The following is a 24938-nucleotide window of genomic DNA, read 5'->3' as shown; positions in this document are numbered from 1 at the left end:
TGGAAGTGGCGATCGAGCCGGTCCTCGCGCTACTGCTGTTCGCGACGTTCCTCGGGGTGCCGTTCGCCGCGATCGGCCGCTCGCTCCGCGACGTCCGGTTCCTCGCCGCGGTCGGCGTGGTGAACTTCATCATCGTGCCGCTCGTCGCCTACGGACTGTCGCGGTTCGTCGCGGATCAACCGGCGCTGCTGTTCGGGGTGCTGTTGGTGCTGCTGACGCCGTGCATCGATTATGTGATCGTGTTCGCCGGCCTCGCCGGAGGAGCCTCGGAGCGCCTGCTCGCGGCTGCTCCGCTACTGATGCTCGCGCAGATCCTGCTGCTGCCGGTCTACCTGCTGTTGTTCATCGGTCCCAGCGGTGTCGCGGCTGTCGAGCTCGGCCCGTTCGTGCGCGCGTTCCTGCTGCTCATCGTGCTGCCGCTGACCGCGGCCGCCGTGACGCAGCGGCTTGCCAAGCGGCACCGGATCGGACGTGGGATCGAGCGCACCATGCTGACGCTCATGGTGCCGCTGATGGTCGCCACGCTCTTCACCGTCGTGGCCTCGCAAGCGGGAGCTGTGAGCACCGCGGCCCTGCAACTGCTCGTGCTCGTGCCGCTGTACGCGGCGTTCCTGATCGTCATGGCATTCGTCGGCACGGGCGCCGGGCGCCTGTTCGGCCTCGACGTCCCGGCAACCCGAGCCCTGGTGTTCAGCGGTGCCACTCGGAACAGCCTCGTCGTCCTCCCGCTCGCGCTCGCGCTACCCGCGTCGCTGGCGATTGCGCCCGTGGTGATCGTCACGCAGACCCTCGTAGAGCTGGTCGGCATGGTCGTGTTCGTGCGACTCGTCCCTCGGCTGGTTCGGGAGCGAACACCGGTCAGTTGAACCTCGCAGGTTGGGTTTCGACAACAAGTTCTGAGCACCCGAAGTGTGCGGAACTTCGCCAACCGCACCGGACCAACAGGCGAGTGCTCAGAAACAATCGTTTTCAGCTGACCGCTACGCCCTGCGTCAGGAGTGCGTGGTCGGCTGGTAAACCACACCAGTGCAGGATGCCGGGAACGCGACAGCATCTTCTTCGTCTACCGCTGCTGGAACGGTCAGTGCCCAGGCGTTCATCGCGTCAAGGACAGGCCGGAGGCCCTGGCCGAGGTCGGTGAGCTCGTACTCCACTCGGGGAGGGATCTCCGGATACGAGGTCCGAGTGACGATCCCGTAGGTCTCGAAGCGGCGCAGCCGATCCGTCAACGTGTGAGCGCTGATCCCGGGAAGTGCGTCCTTCAGCTGGCCAAAACGGTGAGACCCATCCAGCAGCTCTCGAACGATCAAGGTCGCCCACGGCCCCTCAAGAAGCGACAGAAATCGGGCGATCCCGCACGCTGGCCAGGCCTGTGCTGTGAATCCCAAGATGCCTCCTTAGTGCACTTGAAGTAACTAGTGCATCGTATGCACTAATGGTCTCATGACATTTATCACTCATGGTGCAACGGGCGCTCAGGGCGCACCCATCTTCTCCCTCCTGCACGCAGCAGGCCACGACACTATTGCGGCAGTGCGCGACACGACGAAAGTCGACGGAAAGACTGTCTCCGTCGACTTCGATTCGGCGGCGTCCCTCGCGGAGGCATACCAGGGCGCAGACGGGGTCTTCGTTCACCTGCCCCTGGGGAGCCCGGACCAGCAGGTAGCGTTCGCGACGGCGATCGGCGACGCGGTTGCGAAGGTGCGCCCCAAGCGAGTCGTGTTCTCGACCAGCGGCTACCCGCTGATCCTGCCCGATGGCACCAGCACTGCGCACGGCATCCTCCACGACCGACTGGAGGAGTCAGGAGTGTCTTACGCCGTCATCGCGCCGAAGACGTTCCTCGAGAACCTGTTGTTGCCAGTCACCCTCGACCCCGCCCGCGCAGAGGGGAAGCTCCGCTACCCGATCCGTGAGGACTACGACATCTCGTGGATCTCCCACCTGGATATGGCTGACATCGCAGTGAAGCTCCTCACCGACAACGTCGACGTGCAGGGCGTTGTCACCGCAGGTGCACTGCCGGCCTTGCTCGGCGACGACCTCGCAGAAGGATTCTCGGCCCATCTGAACGCGCCGGTCACCTTCGAGAGCCAGAACCCCGACGACTACGGGAGGCTGATCACCCCCATCTTTGGAGCCGCGGGCGTTGAGCCCGTCATCGCGTCGTACCACGCACGATGGTCGATGCCCGACGAGCGCATCGAAGAGTCCCGGTCCGCGCAGACGCTGCTCGGCGTCACTCCCCGTTCGGTTCAACAGTGGCTTCGTGACATGGGGATTTAGGATCTCAGAACATGTGGTGGCGTTGGACCATGGGTCCGGCGCCACTTTCGCGTCCATACCGGAAACGATCGTTTCCGGTATCGGCCGCAAATCTGATCGGACGCCGCGTGTTCGCTGGGTCTAGGCTCCGAAGAGGTCATCACCCGGCGAGAGCCCGCATCGGATGGCTAGGGTCCGGAGAGACAGCGGGGCAAGAGTCTCCGCGCCTAAACCAAGTGACCCGCCCTTCAGCGTTGAGTGGCGGGTCATCTGTTTCACCAGCGCCGGTGATTCGGTGCAACACGAGCGGAGCAATGATGAACATCGAACGGTGGTGGCCGAAACTCAAACCCACCACCCGGCAGTACCTGATCGAGCACAACGGGTCCTCGTTGCCCGCGGACGCCCGAGCAGAAATCGTCAGTGTCGGCGGGCGCCTCACCTCCGGCTCCTCGTGGGTGACGAGCTGGCCAGACGGCTACTACTTCCCGGCCGCGACCACACAGTGGATCGCCGCGCTGACCCGAGAAGCGACGGTCGAACCGGGCACCCTCTCATAGCGCCTCAGCGGACAGACGGCGGGGCGGCACACGCGGAACCCGAATCCGTACTGGCAACGCTGCCCCGGTCGGGAGCGATAGTAGGCCTGCCACACACGGGGCGCAAGGAGCTGTTGCGACCGCGAACCGATACCGGCGACCACGACGCTGCAGGCTGCCCAGCGGGTGTCCGCTGCGCTGAGAACGGCTCCTGGCCAACACGCGGTGTGCGTGTGACCAGGAACCTGCGACAGGCGGGGCCCTGTCGCGCCCAGCGTAGCTCTCAGCACACTCCGGGCCATCTCGAGACCCGTTGTGCGTGGGGCCAGATACGTGTGCCGTCAGCGCGTTCGGGCCGCGGGCTGCGCGCTGGAACTCGTCGTGGCAATGGCCTGGCGGTACGCGGCAATCTTGCGTTCCAGCGCTGCGAGGTGCCGTTGAACCTCGGCCTGTCGCTCGAGGACGGCCGCGTGGTGCTCTTCGAGGAGGGCCAGTCGTTCGGCATCGTCAGCGCCGGCCCGGTACGCGGCCGCGTACTCGCGCATCTCCTGGACGCTCATCCCTGTGCCGCGGAGCATCAGCGTTCCGGCGAGCCAAGTCAGCGCAGCCGTGTCGTACCGACGCCATCCGTCCGGACCACGGCCGGGCGCGGGCGCGATGCCTTCCTTCTCGTAGTAGCGGATCGTGTCGACCGTGATGCCGAGCAGCTCAGCGGCGACGCTGATCGTGACGGGCTCGTCGACGTGGACCTCGGGAAGCAGCATGCCCTGAGTGTCCCACTTGACATGGTGTGCGCACCAGGGTCGAGAGTTGGGTCGTCCGGGTCGACCCGGCGGTGAACGGAGAACACGCATGCAGCAGATTCCTCTCGGCTCCCAAGGCCTCGTCACATCCGCGCTCGGACTCGGGTGCATGGGGATGAGCGCCTTCTATGGCGGCGCCACCGAAGCCGGCTCCGTCGAGACCATCCGCCGAGCACTCGACCTCGGAATCACCTTGTTCGACACGGCAGAGGCGTATGGGCCGTTCGAGAACGAGCAGCTGCTCGGCCGGGCTCTCGGTGCCGACCGGGACCGGGTGGTCGTCGCGTCGAAGTTCGCCACAGACTTCACCGACGATGGCACCCCGATCGGCCTTGACGGGTCCCCGGAGCACGCCCGTCGCGCGATCGACCGGTCGCTCGGCCACCTCGGCACCGACCATGTCGACCTCTGGTACCTGCACCGCGCCGACCCGAACGTGCCGATCGAGGACACCATCGGTGCCATGAGCGACGCCGTCACCGCAGGCAAGGCCCGATACATCGGCGTCTCAGAAACCTCAGCAGAAACCCTGCGACGAGCGCACGTGACGTTCCCGATCACCGCGATCCAGTCTGAGTACAGCCTCTTCGAGCGTGACGCCGAGCACAATGGCGTCCTCGACACCGCTTCGGAGCTCGGCATCGGGTTCGTGCCGTTCTCCCCGCTCGGCCGTGGGTTCCTCTCCGGCACCGTCACCCGGAAAGACGACCTGCCCGAGGGTGACGCCCGCCGGAATCTTCCCCGGTTCTCAGACAAAGCCATCGATGCGAACCTCCGCGTCGTCGATGCACTCGGAGTCATCGCCAACGAGAAGGGCGTTACCACCGCGCAGCTCGCTCTCGCGTGGCTCATCCAGGCTGGCACCGTCCCCATTCCCGGCACCACGAAGGCATCCCGGGTCGAGGAGAATGTCGCCGCCACGGACATCGCGCTCACCACCAGCGACCTCGAACGGATCGAGGCGGCCTCACCCCACGGAATTGCCGTCGGCACCCGCAACACCGAAGCAGGGATGGCGCGAGACCGAGGCTGACCCATACGCAAACGCCCGTGGCACTGACCAGGTGCCGCGGGCGTTTCGGATCGTGAATTCTCAGACCGCGATCGAGGCTTCCTTGTCTGTGGATAACTCTTCGGGAATATGACCGATACCCATGTTACGACGCGTCATTCCGGCTCTAAGCCATCGGATCGAGCGTGCAGGATCAAACAGGGTCGGATACGAGCTGGATGGCTCGGAGCGGTTCCTGCGGTGCCCGTCTGCGACAATGAACGCATGTCGTCCGCCCGCTCGATCCGCACCCTTCGTGGTGTGGTCGCTGCGGCATTCTCGACGTTCGTCGCGCTGCTGTCGCACATTGCCGGCGGGGGCTCCATGCCTGGCGTTCTGGGCATCGTCGTGCCGCTGATGTTCTCGACGCTTGTCTGCGTGCTGCTGGCTGGCCGACGGCTGTCCATCATCCGCCTGTCGCTCTCGGTCGCGGTGAGTCAGGTCCTGTTCCACACACTCTTCGTGCTCGGCGCCACCCACGGCAGCCCTCCGATGGCGATGCCGAGCGGTCATCTCTCCCACGGATCGCCTGTCACCCTCGATGTGTCATCAATGCCGATGATGCACGACGGGCACGGCGGTGCCGGCATGTGGCTCGCGCACATCGTCGCCGGCGTCGTGACCATCGCCGCGCTCCACCGTGCGGAGACGCTGCTGTCAACGGGCGCGGCGATCAAGGAGTTCGTGCTCACACGGCTGGTGCCCGCCGTCCTCGCGGCCCTGGCATCGCCGGCGCTACCCGCGCGCGTGTCGCCCCGGACCGACATGCCGATCCTGCGCCCACTCGGCGTGTATCCGGAGACGACCGCCCTGCGCGGACCTCCGGCGCTGTCCTTCCTCTGACATCACGGCACGACCTCGCTGAGCTGTGCGCTCGGTTGACGATCACCGCTGCGCGCGCATAGGACACCTCCATCGACGACTGGCCTCGGCCGTTCGTTGTCCAGGTGCGCCGCGCACCTGAGTGCCGCCTTGTCCGCGCCCGTGCCTGCTGCGCCTTCACGTGTTGCCGCAACGTTCGCCCGGTGAGCTGAGCCGCAGGGTTTGAGCCTGCCGGCTCTCCTCGTCGGTCATGCGTTCATCGGCGTTATCGCGTGGAGCGCCGGCGTCGACGGCGCCTCCTTGCCACCTCCGGTAACTGCGGAGTGACGAACGTGCCGCGAACCGCTGCGACCTCGAAGCCGAGCGCGGACCAGGGCAGACGACAACGCCCGTCCCGCCCGCATCACGACCACACCAGGCCCCTCGAAAGGACCATCCGTGACAGCACCCGCACCAACCCGCCTAAGACGCCTTGCGCTGCTGCTCGCTGCAAGCGTCCTGGCCGTCGCCATACCGCTCACGCTCGGCGCCGCGCCGGCGTCCGCGCACGACCAGCTCCTCGCGAGCACGCCCGGCGACGGTGCGGCGCTCGACGCGTCGCCGACGGAAGTGACCCTGCAGTACTCGGACAGCGTCCTGACGATCGGCGCGATCGTGCTGCTCGTCGACCAGGACGAGCACAACTGGATCACCGGCGAACCGATCCTGAACGGCTCCGACGTCACCGCGCGCATCGACGACACCCTCCCGACCGGTGCGTACGAGATCCGCTGGCGCGTCGTCTCCGCCGACGGCCACCCCATCAGTGGGCTCATCCCCTTCACCGTCGGTGACGCCGCACCCGTCGAAAGCGCACCCGCGACGACGACACCTTCACCCAGCGCGGCAGCCGCGACCGATACGGCAGGCCCCGAAGACGACGCCGCGGCTCTCCGGCCAGTACTGATCGGGATCGGCGGCGCGGCGATCGCCGTCCTCGCGTTCTGGGCGTTCACCGTCTGGCGCAAACGCCGCCCCTCAGCCGCGTCCGGAACCCGATCAGAGTGACGACAACACCACCGCACGTCCAGCATCCGATCCAGCAGCATCCCACCAAGAAAGGCATCACCATGCACGCACGCACCACCAGCAAGCTCCTCGCCCTCACCGCAGCGGCGATCATCGCCCTCACCGGCTGCAGCACCGCCGCCGGTAGCACCGCGGAGACCACGCCGGCAGGTGACTCCGTCACCATCGAGAACGGTTGGGTCAAGGCCGCCGACGAGGGCATGTCCGCAGCGTTCGGCGAGCTCGAGAACAGCAGCGACCAGGACGTCACGGTCGTCTCGGCTACCACCAAGGCGTCGAACATGATCGAGCTGCACGAAACGGTCGAGAACGAGTCCGGCGAAATGGTCATGCGCGAGAAGTCTGGCGGCTTCACCATCCCCGCCGGCAAGAGCCTGACGCTCGCGCCCGGCGGCAACCACATCATGCTCATGGACCTCGTGAACTCGATCAAGGCGGGCGACGAGATCACCTTCACCCTCACGTTCTCCGACGACTCCACCTACGACTTCACCGTCCCGGCGAAGGACTACTCCGGCGCCAATGAGAACTACGAGGGCGACGACATGGACATGGGCGGCGACAGCAAGTGACCGAACCCCAGACACCCCAACCGGGCCGGTCTGGCGTCAGTCGGCGGGGGCTCCTCTTCGGAGGAGCCGTCGCCGGCCTCGGCGCGGCGGCAGCCATCGGCGCCGACGCCCTCCTCAACCGCGGCAGCGACGCACCGGCGACCACCGAGACCGAAGCCGCGTTGAACGGTGAGGAGACCGTCGCGTTCTACGGCACCCATCAGGCCGGTATCGCCACCACCCCGCAGGCCCATGCCACCTTCATCGCGCTCGACCTGCACCCGGAGACCGATCGCGATGCGCTGCGGCGCATGATGCAGATCCTCACCGACGACGCCGCTCGCCTCACCCAGGGCCTGCCTGCCCTGGCCGACTCCGAACCGGAGCTCGGCACCGTTCCGGCACGGCTCACGGTCACCTTCGGGTTCGGACCCGAGTTCGTCACCCGCGCCGCGAACGCGTCAGCGAAGCCCGCCTGGCTCGGCCCACTCCCTGCGTTCACCATCGACCAGCTCGACCCTGCCTGGAACGACGGCGACCTCCTCCTGCAGATCGCCGCCGACGACGCGTTCACCGTCGCCCATGCGACCCGGATGCTGCTGAAGGACACCCGCAGCTTCGCGACCGTCCGCTGGACCCAGACCGGGTTCCGCCGCGCGCACGGATCCGAGAAGCCCGGCACGACCATGCGGAACCTCTTCGGTCAGGTCGACGGCACCTCCAACCCAGCTCCCGACGGTGACGACTTCGCCGCACTCGTCTGGAACACCGAGGGCTGGCTCGCCGGCGGCACGAGCTTCGTGCTCCGCCGCACCCGCATGAACCTCGACAAATGGGACCGTCTCGACCGCGGCGGCCGTGAGCAGTCCGTCGGACGCACGCTCGCCAACGGCGCACCACTCACCGGGACGCACGAGCACGACGAACCCGATTTCGACGCCAAGACCAGCATCGGCTTCCCCGTGATCCCCGAGTTCTCCCACATCCGCAGGGCCCGCTCCGAGAACACCGCCGAGCGCATCTACCGGCGCGGCTACAACTACGATCACGCGCCCACGGGCGCCGAGATCTCCAACAGTGGGCTGCTGTTCGTCTCCTACCAGGCCGACGTCACCAAGCAATTCGTGCCCATCCAACGACGCCTCGACCAGCTCGACCTCCTCAACGAGTGGACCACCCCGATCGGTTCCGCCGTCTTCGCGATCCCACCCGGATGCACGGACGGCGGCTACATCGGCGACACCCTCCTCAGCTGACCCACCCGCGCACCTTCTACACCAGCACCGCAGAACAGGACACCGCATGACCACCATGACCCGGCCACCAGTGGACGAACCCCACGCCGATGGACCACCCCCGAAACCGAACCAGAGTAGAGGGTGGTTCCCGCAGCTGCTGCTCCGTCTCCACTTCTACGCCGCGATCTTCGTCGGACCGTTCATCCTCGTCGCGGCGACGAGCGGCGCGCTCTACGCCCTGACCCCGCAACTCGAGCAGCTCGTGTACGCCGAGCAACTTCACGCACCGGAAGCCGACGAATACCTGCCGCTCGCCGACCAGATCGAAGCCGCGAACGCGTACACGAAGGGCCAGGACACCATCGTCGCCGTGCGCCCAGCGCCGAACCCCGGTGACACCACCCGCGTCATGTACACCGGCGACGGGCTCGGCGAGAGCGAGACCCGCGCCGTGTTCGTCGACCCGGCCACCGCCCAGATCCGCGGCGACCTCACCGCGTACGGCACCAGCGGAGCACTGCCGCTGCGCACCTGGATCGATCAGCTGCACCGCAACCTGCACCTCGGCGAGGTCGGACGCCTCTACAGCGAGCTCGCCGCCTCCTGGCTCGGTGTCATCGCCCTCGCCGGCCTCGGCCTCTGGATCGCCCGCATCCGCAAAGCCCGCACCAAGAAGGACTTCGTCCGGCCGAACAACCGAGCCAAGGGGTACCGGCGCATCCTCTCCTGGCACACCTCCACTGGCATCTGGCTCTTCGTCGGCGCACTGTTCCTCTCCGCCACCGGCATCACCTGGTCCCAGTACGGGGGCGGCAACGTCGGCACCATCCGTGCCGCCTTCGACTGGTCCACCCCATCGGTCACCACCGACCTCAGCGGCGAATCCGCACCGGCCGATGAGCACGCAGGGCACAGTGGGCATGGCGGTGGCGCCGCACCCACGTCAGATAGCCCAGCAGTGACGGCGAACCCTGCGACGTTCGACGCGGTGCTCTCCATCGCTCGCGAAGTCAACGTCAATACCGGTCTCGTCGAGATCAAACCGCCGGCCACTGCCGGCACGGCATGGGTGGTGCAGGAGATCCAGCGCAGCTTCCCGACCGAAGTCGACGCCGTCGCGATCGACGGACAGACCATGCAAGTCACCGACCGTGTCGACTTCAAGGACTTCAACCTCGCCGCGAAGCTCACCCGCTGGGGGATCGACACCCACATGGGCTCCATGTTCGGCCTCCCGAACCAGCTGCTCCTCTTCGCTCTCGCGTCCGGGATCATCGCGATGGTGGTCTGGGGTTACGTCATGTGGTGGCAGCGACGGCCCACCCGCGAACCCGGCCGCATCGTCGGCCGCACCCCGGCACGCGGAGCGCTCCGCCGCGCACCCTGGTGGGGCATCGTCGCCGTCCTCGTGGTCGCGGCCGGCATCGGCACGCTCCTGCCGCTCCTCGGGATCAGTCTCGCGGCCTTCGTCGTCGTAGACGTCCTGATTGGGCTGCGCCACCGGAAAGCTGCGTGAGCAGCGAGGGGCCCGAGTTGTTCAGCTCGGGCCCCTCGCGAGCGTTGACTGTGCTCTGGTTGCATCGCAGCCCTAGTTGTAGGCGTCGATCACAACCAATGCAGCTTCAGCGCTGTCGGCGGGGAAATCATCGGCATCGCAGGCGAAATCCCATGAGTCGGTCGAGGCCACCAGGGAAGGAACCTCGCGCGGTCCGTCGGCCTCACACACGAGCACGGTCCCATCCGTGAAGGTGATCGTGGAGACGGGGCTGAATTTGATGCTGTTGGCGTTGCTGATCGTGAAATCGAGCGTGAGTTCGGTGCCGACGGCTGTGGTCGTCAGCCGGGCGGTATCGACCGTGTAGTAGCCGGTCGCGGTGTTGTCGGTGATATCGGTGATTGTGGCACTATTCGTGACAGCGAGCGGATCGACCTCTTCGGCTGCGCATCCCGCGAGGGCAATGCTCATGCTTGCTGCCACGGCCAGCAGCATGACCGTTCGCCGCTGCATGCTTTCGTTCATCGGAGGACTAGACGAACAGTTGCGCGACGAGTGCGGCCGTGAGTGCTCCGGCACCAGCATTCGCGGCCGAGCCGAGCACGCCGCGAAGGGTGGCGAGCGCCCCCTTCACCTTCCGCTGGTTGGGTTCTGTCTGCACGATCTCGTCGAGCACGATGGTTGCGGCATGGCGACCGGCCTCGCGTTCGTCCTCGTCCAGATCACCGGCCGCGTTGAGGGCGTCGAGCGCCTGTTGGATCTTCTGCGCCAGCTCCTCGTACCCGGGTGTCACAGTCGAGGTCTGGTTGAGTGTCCCGCCTCGCGTCACGACGTTCACATTGTGTGAGCCGGTGATGACGTACTGATCACCGTGCACGTGCTGTGCGGGTTCGACCGGCCGTGGCGGGCTGGTGGTGAACTTCGCCTCAATATGGGATGCGTGCGAGGGCATGTTGCTCGGTGCCTTGTTCACGTCGGTAGTCGTGATGTAGACGGTTCGTGTGCCGCCCGTGGTGCTGCGCGGGTCGCTCAGCTCCATCGTGTCGCCGTCGTGCACGGGCGCGGTGATGTCGAAAAATGCGCTGTGCGCCTGCACCTGTGCTTCGAGTTCGTGCCGAACGCCCTCGTGGATGACCACGACCGATTCTGTGCCGAACCGTCGCCCGATGCGCGCGATGAAACCACCTTTTTCGGGTCGTGGAAGGGGATTCATCTGCGTCTCATTTCTGGCGTGATGTGGGCCGATTCGGCCTGTGAATAACTACCCGGGAATACGACCGATAACGTGGATTACTCGCGGGCGGAATGAACACCCCAAGGACACCCATCGCGGCTATCTCTCCAACGGCTTCCTTGGCAGGACGGGGCAGTGGCAACTCAGGCGTTCGTCCTGGACTGATCATGACCACGAGTGTAGGAACGACCACCGACAGTCTCGTCGTCGGGGAGAGATTGGACGATGAAGATCCAACCTCCTGGCACACACCACCAGAGAGCGTCGTCGCCTTCCATCGCTGCTCCATTTTGGCGACTTGTTTGCCCAAATGTGCAGTCAATGTGGCGGGGTGGGTCTGCGCGGCATAGCGACTTGGTCAGCGCATCCAGCGCGTCCCCGAGGCGTCCCCGCGCTGTGCAATGTGAGACTCCACGGGCGCCTTCGAGCAAGCACCGAACCCCGAGAACACGCGGAGCCGTCCGACGCGGGAGTCTTTACACCGTGGATGTCGTCGGTTCGATCCCGGCAGGGCCCACCACATGGATAACGCCGGGATCATGCCGATCGCCGGGCGCCTGGCCGAAAGTCCCCCGACACTGGACGATCGGTCGAGCGCGGTGACGGCGGCTGCCCGTACGATCGAGGGGATGGACACGACGATCCCCACCCCGTACGAAGACCTCCTGCGCGACACGCTCGAGCACGGCGCCGTCAAAGGCGACCGCACCGGAACCGGCACGCGCAGTGTGTTCGGCCGCCAGCTCCGCTTCGACCTCTCCGAGGGGTTCCCGCTCATCACCACCAAGCGGGTCCACTGGAAGTCCATCGCCTACGAACTCCTCTGGTTCCTCCGTGGCGACGGCAACGTGCGGTGGCTGCAGGAACACGGCGTGTCCATCTGGGACGAGTGGGCCGATGCCGACGGCGAGCTCGGTCCCGTCTACGGTGTCCAGTGGCGCTCCTGGCCGACGCCCGACGGCTCGCACATCGACCAGATCTCGCAGGTCATCGACCAGCTCCGCACCGACCCGAACTCGCGCCGCATCATCGTCTCCGCCTGGAACGTCGCCGACATCCCCAACATGGCACTCGCGCCGTGCCATGCCTTCTTCCAGTTCTACGTCGCCGACGGCAAGCTCTCCTGCCAGCTCTACCAGCGCAGCGCAGACCTCTTCCTCGGCGTCCCCTTCAACATCGCCAGCTACGCGCTCCTCACCCACCTCGTCGCCGAGCAGGTCGGGCTCGAGGTCGGCGACTTCGTGTGGACCGGCGGCGACTGCCACATCTACGACAATCACGTCGAGCAGGTGACGGAGCAGCTGACGCGCACACCGTTCCCCTCCCCGCAGCTGCGCATCAACACGAAGCGCGACACCATCTTCGACGTGGAGTACGACGACCTCGAGATCGTCGACTACCAGCACCACCCCGCCATCCGCGCGGCCGTCGCCGTATGAGCCTGGCGCTCATCTGGGCCCAAGCCCACGACGGCGTCATCGGCGCCGACGGCGACATGCCCTGGCACGTCCCCGAGGACCTCGCTCACTTCAAGGCGCTCACCGGGTCGGACGCGGTGATCATGGGACGCCGCACCTGGGATTCGCTCCCCCCACGATTCCGTCCGCTCCCGGGACGTCCGAACATCGTCGTCACCCGCGATCACGCGTGGTCAGCCGACGGCGCGATCGTCGCGCACTCCCTGGAGAACGCGTTCGAAGCGGCACAGCTCGCCGGCAACGGCCAGGCCTGGGTCACCGGCGGAGCAGGTCTCTTCGCGGAGGCGCTCCCCCTCGCCGACCGCCTGGAGGTCACCGAACTCGACCTCGACGTCGCGGGCGACACCTTCGCGCCGATCATCGGCGAGGAATGGGTGCCCGTCACGATCGATCCGGCGCACGGGTGGTCGGAATCACGAACAGGCGTGCCGTATCGGTTCATCCGCTATGAGCGCGCACCCGAGATCGTCATCACCGGCTGACACGTCCGGCGAACCGGATCGACCTCAGCGGGCCGCGGGTCAGGCCGGCTGCCGCAGCTCTTCGAGCGCGGCACGGTAGGCGGCGAGCGAACGGGCCTCGCCAGGCGCGGTGATGAAGCTCTCGCGGATGATGCCCTGCTGGTCGATGAGGAACGTCGCCCGGTTCGCGAAGCCCTTCTCCTGCAGGAAGACGCCGTACTCCTTGGCGACCTGACCATGCGGCCAGAAATCCGCCAGCAGCTGGAAGCCGTACTGCTCCTGCTCGGCCCAAGCCCGCAGGGTGTGCTTCGAGTCGACGGAGATGCCCACGAGCGTCACCTGGTCGTCGGTGAACAGGCTCAGGTTGTCGCGCAGTTCGCACAGCTCCCCCGTGCACGTCCCGGAGAACGCCAGCGGGAAGAAGACGAGTGCGACGGCGGACTGGCCTCGGAACTGACTCAACCTGACGAGTTCACCGAACTGGTTCGCCAGTTCGAAGTCGGGTGCCAGGGTGTCGTTCTCGAGTGCCATGAGGGTCCTTTCAGGCGGGTGCGCCTGCTCCGGATCGCCCGAGCGGTGGACGGGTCCGATCCGGTCACACATCCTAGCCCCGCACCGCAGCTGGGCAAACCCGGAGCCCTGCTCCGCTCGGTCACCGTTCCCTGGGGTGACCGGATAGGGTGAAAGGTGGCGCCCGCGTCCATACCCATCAGGACGCATGGAGTTCACCATCACAACCCAGGCACGATCTGCCACGAGAGAAAGGTCGACGGTGACTGTTCACGACCAGGATCCATACTCGTCCAACCACGTAGACGCCGATCCTGAGGAGACGTCCGAGTGGAATGAGTCCCTCGACGCCCTCGTCGACGAACGTGGCCGCGGTCGCGGCCGCGACATCATGCTGAGCCTCCTCAAGCGCTCGAAGGAGCTGCACCTCGGCGTGCCGATGGTGCCGACCACCGACTACATCAACACCATCGCCTCGGAGAACGAGCCCGACTTCCCGGGCGACGAGGACATCGAACGCCGGTACCGTGCCTGGATCCGCTGGAACGCGGCCATGACCGTGCACCGCGCGCAGCGCCCCGGCATCGGTGTCGGCGGACACATCTCCACCTACGCGTCCTCCGCGGCGCTGTACGAGGTCGGCTTCAACCACTTCTTCCGCGGCCAGGACGCCCCGGGCGGTGGCGACCAGATCTACATCCAGGGCCACGCCTCCCCCGGCACCTATGCCCGCGCCTTCCTCGAAGGACGCCTCAGCACCGACCAGCTCGACGGCTTCCGCCAGGAGAAGTCGCACGCACCGCACGGCCTGTCCTCGTACCCGCACCCGCGGCTCATGCCGGACTTCTGGCAGTTCCCGACGGTGTCGATGGGCCTCGGTCCGATCAACGCGATCTACCAGGCGCACCTCGCCAAGTACGTCACGAACCGTGGCATCAAGGATGCGAGCGACCAGCAGGTCTGGGCGTTCCTCGGCGACGGCGAGATGGACGAGGTCGAGAGCCGCGGTCAGCTCCAGGTCGCCGCGAACGAGGGTCTCGACAACCTCAACTTCGTGATCAACTGCAACCTGCAGCGCCTCGACGGCCCGGTCCGCGGTAACGGGAAGATCATCCAGGAGCTCGAGAGCTTCTTCCGCGGTGCCGGCTGGAACGTCATCAAGGTCATCTGGGGCCGCGAGTGGGACGACCTCCTCAACCGCGACACCGACGGCGCCCTCCTCAACCTCATGAACGTCACGCCTGACGGCGACTTCCAGACGTACAAGACGGAAGACGGCGCGTACGTCCGCGAGAACTTCTTCGGCCGCGACGAGCGCGCCCTGAAGCTCGTCGAGGGCTACAGCGACGACGAGGTCTGGAACCTTAAGCGCGGTGGCCACGACTACCGCAAGGTGTACGCGGCGTTCAAGGCGGCCAGCGAGCACAAGGGCCAGCCGACGGTCATCCTCGCGCACACGATCAAGGGCTACGGCCTCGGCCCGAGCTTCGAGGGCCGCAACGCGACCCACCAGATGAAGAAGATGACCCTCGACAACCTGAAGACCTTCAGGGACACGATGCGCATCCCGATCACGGACTCGCAGCTCGAGGAGAACCCCTACCTCCCGCCGTACTACCACCCGGGCGAGGACGACGAGGCGATCCAGTACCTGCACGAGCGTCGTGGCGCGCTCGGCGGCTACGTGCCGGAGCGTCGCAGCAAGTACACGCAGCTGAACCTGCCCGACGACTCCGCTTACAAGGCGGCGAAGAAGGGTTCCGGTACGCAGGAGATCGCCACCACCATGGCGTTCGTCCGACTGCTGAAGGACCTGCTCCGCGCGAAGGACTTCGGCAACCGCATCGTCCCGATCATCCCCGACGAGGCCCGCACCTTCGGCATGGACGCGTTCTTCCCGAGCGCGAAGATCTACAACCCGAACGGTCAGCACTACACCTCGGTGGACCGCGAACTGCTGCTCGCCTACAAGGAGAGCCCGCAGGGCCAGATCGTCCACGTCGGCATCAACGAGGCGGGCGCGATCGCGGCCTTCTCCGCAATCGGCACCTCGTACTCGGTGCAGGGCGAGCCGCTCATCCCGGTCTACGTCTTCTACTCGATGTTCGGGTTCCAGCGCACCGCCGACGCCATCTGGGCGGCCGGCGACCAGATGACCCGTGGGTTCATGATCGGCGCCACCGCCGGTCGCACGACGCTCACGGGTGAGGGCCTCCAGCACGCTGACGGCCACTCGCTGCTGCTCTCGTCGTCGAACCCCGCGGTCGTGAGCTACGACCCGGCCTACGGCTACGAGATCGCGCACATCGTGCGCAGCGGTATCGAGCGCATGTACGGCGGCGAGCACCAGGACCCGAACGTCATGTACTACCTGACCGTCTACAACGAGCCGATGATCATGCCGGTCGAGCCGGAGGATGTCGACGTCGACGGCATCGTGCGCGGCATCCACCGCATCAGCACCAGCGACAAGCAGGGCCCCAAGGCTCAGCTCATGGCGTCCGGTGTCGCGGTGCCGTGGGCGATCGAGGCGCAGCAGCTCCTCGCCGACGACTGGGGTGTCTCCGCCGACGTGTGGAGCGTCACGAGCTGGACGGAGCTCCGTCGTGACGGTCTCGCGGCCGACCAGCACAACTTCCTGCACCCGCAGGAGGAGCGTCGCGTGCCGTACGTCACGAGCAAGCTCGAGGGCGCGTCCGGTCCGTTCGTCGCCGTGACCGACCACATGCACGCCGTGCCGGACCAGATCCGTCAGTTCGTCCCGGGCGACTTCGCGACGCTCGGTGCCGACGACTTCGGCTTCTCGGACACGCGCGCAGCTGCCCGTCGATACTTCAAGATCGACGGCCCGTCGCTCGTCGTCCGGACCCTCCAGCAGCTCGCTGCTCGGGGCGAGGTCGACGCGAGCCTCCCGCAGCAGGCGATCGACCGTTACCGCCTCCACGACGTGAACGCCGGCAACACCGGCAACGCGGGTGGCGAGAGCTGATTCCATCGCTACCACGGTGACGAAGACGAAGACGAAGGCCGAGACACTCGACTGGCTCCGCCGGATCTCGGGTGAGCTCGCGACCGCGACGCTGAAACGCCTCGAGGACACCCTTCCCTGGTACGCCGAGATGCCACCGGGCCGCCGCTCTGCGGTCGGCCTGGTGGCTCAGGCGGGCATCAGTTCGTTCATCTCGTGGTTCGACGATCCACGGTCGACCCCGTGGATCGCCGCAGACGTGTTCGGGGCGGCTCCTCGCGAGCTGCTCCGATCCGTCAGCCTGCAGCAGACCCTGCAGCTCATCAAGGTCACCGTCGAGGTCGTCGAGGAGCGCGTCGCCTCCGGCAGCGTCGACCTCCGTGAGGCGATCCTCCTCTACTCCCGCGACATCGCGTTCGCGTCGGCCGACGTCTACGCCCGCGCGGCCGAGGCCCGCGGACTCTGGGACGCGCGCCTGGAGGCCCTCGTGGTCGACTCCATCCTGAGCGGCGAGGCCGACGACGAACTCCCGAGCCGGATCGCAGCCTTGGGCTGGCACGGCCATGGCGAGGCCTGTGTCCTCGTCGGGACCACGCCTCGCGTCCTCGACGTCGACATGCTCCGACGTACCGCCCGGCATCTCGACGCTGACGTCCTCATCGGCGTGCAGGGCAACCGTCTCGTCCTCGTCCTCGGGCGGGCCGAGCTCCCGAGCACCGACGCCGGTGACGCCGAGCCGATCGACGAAGCGGAACAGGCCGCTGCCGACGCACGCGCGAGCGCCCAGCTCAGCTTCCTCGACATCGCCGCCAGACTCGAGCACGGGTTCGGACCGGGTCACCTCGTCCTCGGCCACGCCGTGCCGTCGCTCATCGAAGCGTCGCGCAGCGCGAAGGCAGCCCTCGCCGGGTTCGCCGTCGCGAAGTCCTGGCGTCACGCGCCGCGTCCGGTCTCGGCCGACGACCTCCTGCCGGAACGTGCGCTGGCAGGTGACAACCTCGCGAAGACCACACTCATCGAACGGGTCTACCGACCGCTCAAGGACTACTCGGGCGAGCTGGTGACGACGCTCTGGTGCTACCTCGACAACGGTCGCTCCCTCGAGGCCACGGCGCGCGAGCTGTTCGTGCACCCGAACACCGTCCGGTACCGCCTGAAGCGCGTGTCCGAGGTGATCGGGTGGGACGCCACCGGAGCGCGGGAGTCGCTCATCCTCCAGGCAGCGCTCATCCTCGGCGCCATCGCCGAACCGGAACCGTCCCGCCGTCGCCTCTCCTCCTGACGCGGCACACCTCGGCGGCAGGTCCGTTGTGGAACAGTCACAACACTTTCCCGAAAGGTTCGTGGCGTTGCTCCACTGCTGAGGCTCGTTCCGTTGGCAGACTGGACCGGTGATCGTCATCGCCTGCCCTGGACAGGGCTCCCAGACCCCCGGCTTCCTCGACCCCTGGTTGCAGGACGCCTCCGCGAGGGAAGCGCTCGGCCGCTTCTCCGACGAAGCCGGACTCGACCTCGTCAAGCACGGCACCGTCTCCGACGCCGACACGATCCGCGACACCGCCGTCGCGCAACCGCTCATCGTCGCCGCCGGCATCGTCGCCCTCGACGCACTCCGCAAGGCGCTCCCCGCAGATGCAGCTCCGTTCGGCGGCATCGCCGGTCACTCCGTCGGTGAGATCACCGCGGCCTACGGTGCGGGCATCCTCTCCGACAGCGACGCCATGAGCTTCGTGAGCGAGCGCGCCGTCGCCATGGCCGAAGCGGCTGCGATCACGCCGACGGGCATGAGCGCGGTGCTGGGTGGCGACCAGGACGCCGTCGTCGAGCACGTCCGATCCTTCGGCCTCGAGCCGGCCAACTACAACGGTGGTGGCCAGATCGTCGTGGCCGGTGCCCATGACGCGCTCGCCCGCCTCGCCGACGAACCGCTCAAGGGCACCCGGGTGATCCCGCTGCAGGTGGCCGGGGCGTTCCACACGAGCTTCATGCAGTCGGCCCGCGACTGGCTGGCCGGCGCGAGCCGCACGGTCGAACCGCAGGACCCGTCGCTGCGGATCTGGACGAACCACGACGGTTCCGAGGTCACCTCGGGTGCCAAGTTCTTCGACCTCCTCATCGGCCAGGTCGCCTCCCCGGTACGCTGGGACCTGTGCATGGACGCGTTCAGCGCCGCAGGGATCACCGGACTCGTCGAGCTCGCTCCCGCCGGGGCGCTCACCGGACTCGCACGTCGCGGCCTCAAGGGCGTGCCGACCGTCGCCATCAAGACTCCCGACGACCTGCCGGCAGCCCTCGACCTCATCGCCCAGCAGTAGCGCAGACGGAGAACCAGCAATGACCACCCCCACCCTCAAGCAGTCGCGCGGTCCCGAGTTCACGCGGATCCTCGGCCTCGGTGCCGCCCGCGGCGACCTCAGCGTCCCGAACGACGACCTCGTCGGTCCGATCAACTCGTCCGACGAGTGGATCCAGCAGCGCACCGGCATCGTCACCCGCACCCGGGCGTCGGCCGACGTCAGTGCCGTCGACCTCGCCGCCGAAGCCGGCGCCGAAGCGATCCAGGCGGCGGGGATCGCCCCCGAGCAGGTCGACCTCGTCCTCATCGCGACGATCAGCAACGTGCAGCAGTCTCCGTCGATGGCCGCGGTCGTCGCCGACCGGGTCGGTGCGAACCCGGCCGCGGCGTACGACCTCAACGCCGCCTGCGCGGGTTACGCCTACGCCATCGCGCAGGCAGACGCCCTGATCCGCTCGGGGGCGGCGCACTACGCACTCGTCATCGGCGCCGAGAAGCTCTCCGACATCGTCGACCCGACCGACCGCTCCATCTCGTTCCTCCTCGGTGACGGCGCCGGTGCCGCGGTCGTCGGTCCGAGCGACTTCCCCGGCATCTCCCCCACGGTCTGGGGTTCCGACGGCTCGAAGGCCGACGCGGTCGGCATGAGCGGCACGCTCACCGAGTTCCGCGACGGCACCGCCGCCTGGCCGACGCTGCGCCAGGAGGGCCAGACGGTCTTCCGCTGGGCCGTCTGGGAGATGGCCAAGGTCGCCAAGCAGGCGCTCGAGGTCGCCGGCGTCGAGGCGTCCGACCTGTCGGCGTTCATCCCCCACCAGGCCAACATGCGCATCGTCGACGAGTTCGCCAAGCAGCTGAAGCTGCCGGAGAGCGTCGTCATCGCCCGCGACATCGAGACCACCGGCAACACCTCGGCGGCGTCCATCCCCCTCGCCACCCATCGGCTCCTCCAGGGCCACCCCGAGCTCAGCGGCGGTCTCGCCCTGCAGATCGGGTTCGGAGCCGGGCTCGTCTTCGGCGCCCAGGTCGTCGTCCTGCCGTAGCAGGACGCCCGACGCGACTACACTCGACTACGGTCAAACCTCACCCAAGGAGTAGAACAATGGCATTGTCCACCGAAGAAGTCCTCGCCGGCCTGGCCGAGCTCATCAACGACGAGACCGGCATCGCGACCGACACCGTCGAGCTGGACAAGTCCTTCACCGACGACCTCGACATCGACTCGATCTCCATGATGACCATCGTCGTCAACGCGGAGGAGAAGTTCGACGTGAAGATCCCGGACGAAGAAGTCAAGAACCTGAAGACCGTCGGCGACGCCGTCGACTTCATCGTCAAGGCTCAGGGCTAGTCCCAGCGCAGTGCTGAAGGGTCGGCCGGCATCTGGCCGACCGGCCCTTCAGCGTTCGAGACGGCTGCTCCGTCCGAACACGGACTCGACCGCCGCAGGGTTCGGGATCCCCTCGTCATCTCCACAGAAGGTTTGACTCAATGACCACCAAACGCATCGTCATCACCGGCATCGGTGCCACCACCCCGCTCGGTGGCAACGCCACCGACTCCTGGGACAACCTCCTCGCAGGCAAGAGCGGCGCGAGCCGCCTCGAGCAGCCGTGGGCCGAGGAGCTCGAACTGCCGGTGCGCTTCGCCGCGCAGGCCGCTGTCCCGACCGCGGACGTCCTCGACCGCCGAGAGGTCAAGCGACTCGACCCGTCGAGCCAGTTCGCGCTCATCGCCGCTCGCGAGGCCTGGCAGGACGCCGGAGCTCCCGAGGTCGACCCCGAACGACTGCTCGTCGACTGGGCCACCGGCATCGGTGGCGTCTGGACGCTCCTCGACGCCTGGGACACCCTGCGCGAGAAGGGCCCGCGTCGTGTCCTCCCGATGACGGTCCCGATGCTCATGCCGAACGGCCCTGCTGCGGCGATCGGCATGGACCTCGGCGCCCGCGGCGGAGAGCGCACCGTCGTCTCGGCCTGCGCCTCCAGCACCGAGTCCCTCGCCAACGCTTACGACCACCTCCAGGCCGGCCTGGCGGACATCGTCGTCGCCGGTGGGTCCGAGGCCGCGATCCACCCGCTCCCCCTCGCCTCCTTCGCCGCCATGCAGGCGTTGTCGAAGCGGAACGACGACCCCGCCATCGCCTCGCGTCCCTACGATGTCGACCGCGACGGTTTCGTCCTCGGCGAAGGGGCAGCAGCCCTCATCGTCGAGACCGAGGAGCACGCCAAGGCCCGCGGTGCCCGCATCTACGCCGAGCTCCTCGGCGGTGCGGTCACGAGTGACGCGTACCACATCACCGCCCCCGACCCCGAGGGTTCCGCTGCTGCCCGCGCCATGCGCGCAGCGGTGGAGAACGGTGGAGCGTCGCTCGACGAGGTGGTGCATGTCAACGCGCACGCCACGAGCACGCCGGTCGGCGACATCGCGGAGTACAACGCGCTCCGTCGCGTCTTCGGAGCCCAGCTCGACCAGATCGCGGTGACGGCCACCAAGGCGTCCACCGGACACCTGCTGGGCGGCGCCGGCGCGATCGAGGCCGCGTACACGGCTCTCGCCCTGCACCACCGGGTCATCCCGCCGACCATCAACCTCGACAACCAGGACCCGGAGATCCCGCTCGACGTCGTGACGTCTCCGCGCGAACTCGGCTCCGGCGACCTGCTGGCGATCAGCAACTCCTTCGGCTTCGGCGGGCACAACGCCGTCGTCGCCTTCCGGAGCTACTGAGCCGACGACGACGAAGGGCCGTGGTGCACTGCACCACGGCCCTCCGTCGTTCCGTGAGCAGGGTGCCTCGTTTCGTCACCTCGTGTTCTGCCGGGACGGATCACCGACCTCGCACGGTCCACGCCACGTGGACACCCTGTCGTCAGTGTTGAATTGTCTGCGCGACGTCGCCGTGCAGGTGGGCCGGTTCAGCCCACGTTGTGGAGCCAGATGACGGAGGACCCGTCACCGGCGTGGCGGAAGGGCTCGAGTTCGTCGTCCCACGGCTGGCCGAGGGCGACGCGGAGCTCCCGCTGCAATTCCGAGGCGTTCCCCGACGCGACCTCCATCGCGTAGCGGATGCGGTCCTCAGGCACGACGACGTTGCCGATGCTGTCGGTCTGCGCGTAGAAGATACCTAGATCAGGGGTGTGCATCCAGCGTGCGCCGTCGACGCCTTGAGCTGGATCCTCACTCACCTCGTAGCGGAGGTGCTCCCAGCCACGCAGAGCGGAGGCGAGAGCGGCACCGGTTCCGTGCGGGCCCTCCCAGAAGACCTCGGCGCGCTGGGCTCCGCGGAGGATCGGCTGATCTTCCCAATCGAAGCTGATGGCGCGACCAAGTGCGCGACCTGCCGCCCATTCGAGGTGCGGGCAGAGCGCGCGAGGCGAGGAGTGCACGAACAGCACACCCTTCGTCATCGGTGTCGACATGATTCCTCCACTGCGTCCGGGTGCGTCTTCCCCAACGACCCATGCAGTGTGATCCATGTCGGTGTCCGGCGAACCGGACCTCCGTGTATGCAGTTGTTCGACTCTCGCCGATACGAGCATTATGCCCCAAGACCTGGAGAAATGACAACCGTGTCGTTCCCAGTACGCTGGTTCCGGAGCGGAGTCGGCGCGCGCCGAACCGGGATGGAGCGGTGATGCACGAGGCCCTCGCGATCGACATCGGCGGGACGAAGGTGGAAGCCGCAGTGGTCGACACCGACGGACGGATCGTGTCCGGCACCCGGTTCCGTGGAGCGACGGGTCCTCTCGCGAGCCGCGCGGAGCTCGAAGCGACGATCATCGCGACCGCTGAGCGGAGCGTCACCGCGCACGAAGGATCCGTCGTCGGCGTCGGCATCGGTTCGGCGGGCCCGATCGGGACGACCGACGGCACCATCTCGCCGATCAACCTCCCGCGGCTGGCGGCCTTCCGGGTGGCCGAGGCCGTTCGGCGGTTCACGACCGGTCCGGTGGAACTCCGCTTGGACGGCACCTGCATCGCTCTGGCCGAGCACTGGCAGGGTGCACTCCGAGGCACGGAGAACGGCATGGGCATCGTGGTCTCGACGGGCATCGGAGGCGGGATCATCCTCGGATCCCGGCTCATCGCCGGCGCCTCCGGCAACGCCGGGCACCTCGGTCAGATGCAGCTCCGTCGGCGGGAGCCGGATGCGGCCGGCGCACCGTGGACGCTCGAAGGCATCGCTTCCGGAACGGCGACCGTCGCTTGGGCTCGCGCCCAGGGGTGGAGCGGATCGACGGGCGAGGAGCTCGGCGCGGACGCGGCTGCGGGAACGGACGTCGCGGTCCGCGCGATCCGCCGCTCAGCCGAGGCGGTCGGCGAAGCGCTCTGCAGCATCACGACGCTGCTCGATCTGGAACGCGTCGCCGTCGGCGGCGGGTTCTCGCGGGTCTCACCCGACTACCTCGACCTCGTCCAGGCGTCGGCGACCGCGTCGGCACTGCACGACTACGCCCGGAAGCTGCGTGTCGTCCGGTCCGGGCTCGATGCCGACGGTCCCCTGATCGGCGCCGCCGCCCTCGTGCTCAGACCCTGACCCGATCGAGCCCGGACCTCGAGCTCGCGCAGCGCGGTCCCTGAGCCTCTCGGCGGGCACCCAGCGACAAGCCGAGACACCGAAGAGGGCTCAGGGACCGATTCACGGTAGGGCGGGTGGGACTTGAACCCACGCATCGTTCGGTTATGAGCCGAATGCCTTCACCAGCTTGGCTACCGCCCCGTGCGGAACCCAGTGTACCGAGAGACCGGGGCGGCGGGCTTCAATCCTGGGAGTCTTCGCGCTCGGCGCCGGCCGTGTGACGTTCGGTGGTGGGATCGACGATCTGCTCACCGCGGTACAGGGCCTCGAAGGTGTCGAGGGTGCGCTCGATATCGTGTGCGGAGACGAGCTCGAGGGAGGCGTCCTGCATCCGGCGGTACTCCTCGTCAGAGGCGCGGAGCACCGTCGTCAGTCGCTCAGCCAGCTGGTCGACGTTGCCGGGCTCGAACAGGTAACCGTTGACCTGGTCGTGCACGAGGTGCGGCAGCGCCATCGCGTCCGCCGCGACGACCGGCAGGCCGGAAGCCATGGCCTCCATCGTCGCGATGCTCTGCAGCTCCGCGATGGACGGCATCGCGAAGACCGTCGCGTTGGTGTACGCGCGCTTGACGTCGTCGTCGGACACCTTGCCGAGGAACCGGACGCGATCGCCGAGACCGAGCTGCTGCGTCAGCTGCTCGAGGTTCTTCGCCTGGTCGCCGCCGCCGATGACGTCGACGAAGGCGTCGAGTTCCTTCGGGATCTTCGTGAGCGCCCGGAGGAGCACGTCGATCTGCTTCTCGCTCGTGATGCGGCCGACGAAGAGGATGGTGTTGCGCTTCCGCGGTTCGAACGACGGCGTGTACTGGCCCGCCTCGATGCCGCAGGAGATCGCGTGCACCCCGGTGAGCCCGCTGAACTGTTCGAGGAAGTCGGCCGCCTTGCGGGTCGGCGTCGTCACTGCGAAGGCACGGTCGAACACGCGACGAGCGGCAGCCCACTGCGTGCGGATGAGCCACTCCTGGGTGCGCTCGGGGATGACGGTGAAGTCGAGGATGTTGTCGGGCATGATGTGGTTCGTCGCCACCATGCGGATCCCGCGCTGTTCCGCCTCGATCGACAGGCCGCGACCCACGACGACGTGCGACTGCAGGTGTACCACGTCCGGCTTCACCCGGTCGAGGATCTTCCGGGCGTTCCGTCGCGAGGTCCACGGCATCGCGAAGCGCAGCCAGTCGTGCGGGTACCAGCGCAGGCTGAAGAGCCGGTGCGCGGTCATCGTCTGACCCTCGTGGGTCTCCTTCCACGTGCCGAACCGGCGCGAACCGGCGGGGGCGACGATGTGGACGTCGTGCCCACGGCGGACGAGACCGGCGGCGAGCCGCTCAGCGAAGCGTGCCGCGCCGTTGACGTCGGGCGAGAAGGTGTCGGCTCCGATGACGACCTTCAACGGCCGCCGGGTGTCGGAGGGCGTCGTCGCGTCGGACGGCGTCACGAGGTGCTGGTCGTCTGGAGAAGTCAAGGTGTCGGTGATTCCTCTGTGCTTGGCCAGTGGTGTGCGGGGCGCGGGCGGTGCTCACGACCCGGTTGCGGCGCGGAACGCCATGGCCCAGCATACCTGCCGCCTGTTCCGC

At 67.4% G+C, this 24938-nt stretch carries 25 protein-coding genes and 1 tRNA gene; 18 read left to right on the top strand and 8 right to left on the bottom strand.

Annotated elements, in window-relative coordinates; translation table 11 throughout:
- A partial coding sequence (locus QRN26_RS07460) for an arsenic resistance protein (protein WP_285036060.1) occupies positions 1-866 on the top strand: 866 nt, incomplete at its 5' end.
- A gap of 126 nt (positions 867-992) precedes the next feature.
- Here QRN26_RS07460 and QRN26_RS07455 read toward each other — a convergent pair.
- The gene (locus QRN26_RS07455; protein WP_285036059.1) at positions 993-1388 is read right to left on the bottom strand and encodes a winged helix-turn-helix transcriptional regulator; all 396 of its coding nucleotides are present in this window, start codon (positions 1386-1388) and stop codon (positions 993-995) included.
- Between the two features lie 55 nt (positions 1389-1443).
- On the opposite strand from QRN26_RS07455, the gene QRN26_RS07450 reads away from it, so the two are divergent.
- Complete coding sequence (locus tag QRN26_RS07450; protein ID WP_285036058.1) at positions 1444-2289, top strand: NmrA family NAD(P)-binding protein; 846 nt, start codon at positions 1444-1446, stop codon at positions 2287-2289.
- Positions 2290-2582: 293 nt separating this feature from the next.
- On the top strand, positions 2583-2828 hold the full coding sequence (locus tag QRN26_RS07445) for a hypothetical protein (protein ID WP_056006413.1): 246 nt from the start codon (positions 2583-2585) through the stop codon (positions 2826-2828).
- 320 nt (positions 2829-3148) lie between these two features.
- Here QRN26_RS07445 and QRN26_RS07440 read toward each other — a convergent pair whose 3' ends face one another.
- Complete coding sequence (locus QRN26_RS07440; RefSeq protein ID WP_056006416.1) at positions 3149-3571, bottom strand: MerR family transcriptional regulator; 423 nt, start codon at positions 3569-3571, stop codon at positions 3149-3151.
- An 88-nt stretch (positions 3572-3659) separates the two neighbouring features.
- On the opposite strand from QRN26_RS07440, the gene QRN26_RS07435 reads away from it, so the two are divergent.
- The 6 genes from QRN26_RS07435 to QRN26_RS07410 all read left to right on the top strand — a co-directional run bounded on the left by QRN26_RS07435 (position 3660) and on the right by QRN26_RS07410 (position 9856).
- Positions 3660-4643, top strand: a complete 984-nt coding sequence (locus QRN26_RS07435) for an aldo/keto reductase (protein ID WP_285036057.1) — start codon at positions 3660-3662, stop codon at positions 4641-4643.
- A gap of 243 nt (positions 4644-4886) precedes the next feature.
- Positions 4887-5504, top strand: a complete 618-nt coding sequence (locus QRN26_RS07430; RefSeq protein ID WP_056006421.1) for a hypothetical protein — start codon at positions 4887-4889, stop codon at positions 5502-5504.
- Between the two features lie 417 nt (positions 5505-5921).
- Positions 5922-6530 carry a copper resistance CopC family protein gene (locus QRN26_RS07425; protein ID WP_056006424.1) on the top strand — a complete coding sequence of 203 codons (609 nt, stop codon included), beginning with the start codon at positions 5922-5924 and terminating at the stop codon, positions 6528-6530.
- A gap of 62 nt (positions 6531-6592) precedes the next feature.
- Positions 6593-7123 carry a copper chaperone PCu(A)C gene (locus QRN26_RS07420; protein ID WP_056011268.1) on the top strand — a complete coding sequence of 177 codons (531 nt, stop codon included), beginning with the start codon at positions 6593-6595 and terminating at the stop codon, positions 7121-7123.
- Positions 7120-8358 (top strand): Dyp-type peroxidase, encoded by a 1239-nt coding sequence (locus tag QRN26_RS07415; protein WP_056006427.1) that lies wholly within the window; start codon positions 7120-7122, stop codon positions 8356-8358. The genes QRN26_RS07420 and QRN26_RS07415 overlap by 4 nt, the downstream gene beginning before the upstream one ends.
- A gap of 46 nt (positions 8359-8404) precedes the next feature.
- Complete coding sequence (locus QRN26_RS07410) at positions 8405-9856, top strand: PepSY-associated TM helix domain-containing protein (protein ID WP_285036056.1); 1452 nt, start codon at positions 8405-8407, stop codon at positions 9854-9856.
- Between the two features lie 72 nt (positions 9857-9928).
- On the opposite strand, the gene QRN26_RS07405 is transcribed toward QRN26_RS07410, so the two are convergent.
- Positions 9929-10360, bottom strand: coding sequence for a hypothetical protein (locus QRN26_RS07405; protein ID WP_157580166.1), 432 nt, complete (start codon positions 10358-10360; stop codon positions 9929-9931).
- A gap of 7 nt (positions 10361-10367) precedes the next feature.
- A complete protein-coding gene (locus QRN26_RS07400; RefSeq protein WP_157580168.1) occupies positions 10368-10973 on the bottom strand; it encodes a hypothetical protein in 606 nt (201 codons plus the stop codon).
- 725 nt (positions 10974-11698) lie between these two features.
- Between QRN26_RS07400 and QRN26_RS07395 the strand changes: the two genes are divergently transcribed.
- Both QRN26_RS07395 and QRN26_RS07390 read left to right on the top strand, forming a co-directional pair.
- The gene (locus QRN26_RS07395) at positions 11699-12508 is read left to right on the top strand and encodes a thymidylate synthase (protein ID WP_285036055.1); all 810 of its coding nucleotides are present in this window, start codon (positions 11699-11701) and stop codon (positions 12506-12508) included.
- On the top strand, positions 12505-13029 hold the full coding sequence (locus QRN26_RS07390; RefSeq protein ID WP_056006439.1) for a dihydrofolate reductase: 525 nt from the start codon (positions 12505-12507) through the stop codon (positions 13027-13029). Before QRN26_RS07395 ends, QRN26_RS07390 begins: the two co-directional genes overlap by 4 nt.
- Before the next feature lie 39 nt (positions 13030-13068).
- Here QRN26_RS07390 and QRN26_RS07385 read toward each other — a convergent pair whose 3' ends face one another.
- Complete coding sequence (locus QRN26_RS07385; protein WP_056006442.1) at positions 13069-13539, bottom strand: peroxiredoxin; 471 nt, start codon at positions 13537-13539, stop codon at positions 13069-13071.
- Positions 13540-13780: 241 nt separating this feature from the next.
- On the opposite strand from QRN26_RS07385, the gene aceE reads away from it, so the two are divergent.
- From aceE to QRN26_RS07355, 6 genes are all read left to right on the top strand, one after another.
- A complete protein-coding gene (gene aceE, locus QRN26_RS07380) occupies positions 13781-16507 on the top strand; it encodes a pyruvate dehydrogenase (acetyl-transferring), homodimeric type (protein WP_285036054.1) in 2727 nt (908 codons plus the stop codon).
- Positions 16508-16523: 16 nt separating this feature from the next.
- Positions 16524-17768 carry a PucR family transcriptional regulator gene (locus QRN26_RS07375; protein WP_200921016.1) on the top strand — a complete coding sequence of 415 codons (1245 nt, stop codon included), beginning with the start codon at positions 16524-16526 and terminating at the stop codon, positions 17766-17768.
- 109 nt (positions 17769-17877) lie between these two features.
- On the top strand, positions 17878-18801 hold the full coding sequence (locus QRN26_RS07370; RefSeq protein WP_285036053.1) for an ACP S-malonyltransferase: 924 nt from the start codon (positions 17878-17880) through the stop codon (positions 18799-18801).
- A 19-nt stretch (positions 18802-18820) separates the two neighbouring features.
- Complete coding sequence (locus QRN26_RS07365) at positions 18821-19825, top strand: beta-ketoacyl-ACP synthase III (RefSeq protein WP_056006454.1); 1005 nt, start codon at positions 18821-18823, stop codon at positions 19823-19825.
- A 59-nt stretch (positions 19826-19884) separates the two neighbouring features.
- On the top strand, positions 19885-20133 hold the full coding sequence (locus QRN26_RS07360) for an acyl carrier protein (protein WP_056006457.1): 249 nt from the start codon (positions 19885-19887) through the stop codon (positions 20131-20133).
- A gap of 140 nt (positions 20134-20273) precedes the next feature.
- Complete coding sequence (locus QRN26_RS07355; RefSeq protein ID WP_056006459.1) at positions 20274-21512, top strand: beta-ketoacyl-[acyl-carrier-protein] synthase family protein; 1239 nt, start codon at positions 20274-20276, stop codon at positions 21510-21512.
- A gap of 188 nt (positions 21513-21700) precedes the next feature.
- On the opposite strand, the gene QRN26_RS07350 is transcribed toward QRN26_RS07355, so the two are convergent.
- Positions 21701-22192 carry a DUF3145 domain-containing protein gene (locus tag QRN26_RS07350; RefSeq protein ID WP_285036052.1) on the bottom strand — a complete coding sequence of 164 codons (492 nt, stop codon included), beginning with the start codon at positions 22190-22192 and terminating at the stop codon, positions 21701-21703.
- A gap of 227 nt (positions 22193-22419) precedes the next feature.
- Between QRN26_RS07350 and QRN26_RS07345 the strand changes: the two genes are divergently transcribed.
- A complete protein-coding gene (locus QRN26_RS07345) occupies positions 22420-23322 on the top strand; it encodes an ROK family protein (protein ID WP_285036050.1) in 903 nt (300 codons plus the stop codon).
- 108 nt (positions 23323-23430) lie between these two features.
- On the opposite strand, the gene QRN26_RS07340 is transcribed toward QRN26_RS07345, so the two are convergent.
- Positions 23431-23505: transfer RNA gene (locus tag QRN26_RS07340), tRNA-Ile, on the bottom strand.
- A gap of 40 nt (positions 23506-23545) precedes the next feature.
- Entirely contained in the window at positions 23546-24826 is a 1281-nt protein-coding gene (locus QRN26_RS07335; RefSeq protein WP_369796410.1) for a glycosyltransferase, read from the bottom strand.
- Between the last annotated feature and the right edge of the window lie 112 nt (positions 24827-24938).

This window comes from Plantibacter sp. ME-Dv--P-095, from assembly GCF_030209365.1.
Taxonomy (GTDB): Bacteria; Actinomycetota; Actinomycetes; order Actinomycetales; family Microbacteriaceae; genus Plantibacter.
The sequence above is the reverse complement of the archived record's forward strand: the minus strand, read 5'-3'. Positions and strand labels throughout refer to the sequence as shown.